The organism is Vibrio sp. 1562 (assembly GCF_033340155.1).
GTDB classification, from domain to species: Bacteria; Pseudomonadota; Gammaproteobacteria; order Enterobacterales; family Vibrionaceae; genus Vibrio; species Vibrio alginolyticus.
The window spans coordinates 1-616 of record NZ_JAWOVY010000503.1 but is presented as its reverse complement, the minus strand read 5'-3'; the positions used below and the strand labels follow the sequence as shown (position 1 = coordinate 616).

1 protein-coding gene is annotated in these 616 nt (G+C 40.3%); it reads right to left on the bottom strand.

The window, feature by feature from the left end:
• Positions 1 to 62: 62 nt before the first annotated feature.
• Positions 63 to 497 (bottom strand): IS200/IS605 family transposase, encoded by a 435-nt coding sequence (gene tnpA, locus R7Z49_RS26070; protein ID WP_017633711.1) that lies wholly within the window; start codon positions 495 to 497, stop codon positions 63 to 65.
• Between the last annotated feature and the right edge of the window lie 119 nt (positions 498 to 616).

Below are 616 nucleotides of genomic sequence, written 5' to 3'. Positions count from 1 at the left end.
AGTAAATTACCACCTTCTAAAGAAGGTGGCTTTGTGTGAGCCCCCTAAAAGGGGGCCTTTGTTTAGTCCAGCGCCAATTGCTGCTGCTCTACTCGCTCTTGCTTCTCTTGATGTCTTACATATCGGCGTATTATTTCTTCATTGATTCCAACACTATCGACAAAATAGCCTCTTTGCCAAAAGTGATTACCCCAAAGCCTGTTCTTCCTAAGGTGAGGAAACTTGCTAAATAGCTTTAAGGCTATTTTGCCTTTCAATACCCCCATCAACTTGGATATCGAAAGCTTTGGTGGGACCTTTACAACTAAATGTACGTGGTCAACTTGTACGTTTAGCTCTACGACTTCACATCCAAGTTGATTACAGTAAACATAAATACATCGATAAACTTCTTTACCTATATTGTTCTTCAAGATCCTAAATCGATACTTTGGCGTCCACACTATATGGTATTGACAACGCCAAAATACGTGGGAAGCTTGATTGTATCTACTCATGTTATTTGTCCTCTTTGACTTCTGGAAAAATCAAAGACGCATTTAGCATGAGTAGTTTTACAGGCAAAGCCGAAACGGATGATAACCACCTACTGAAGTAGGTGGTTTAGGGCTGAAAA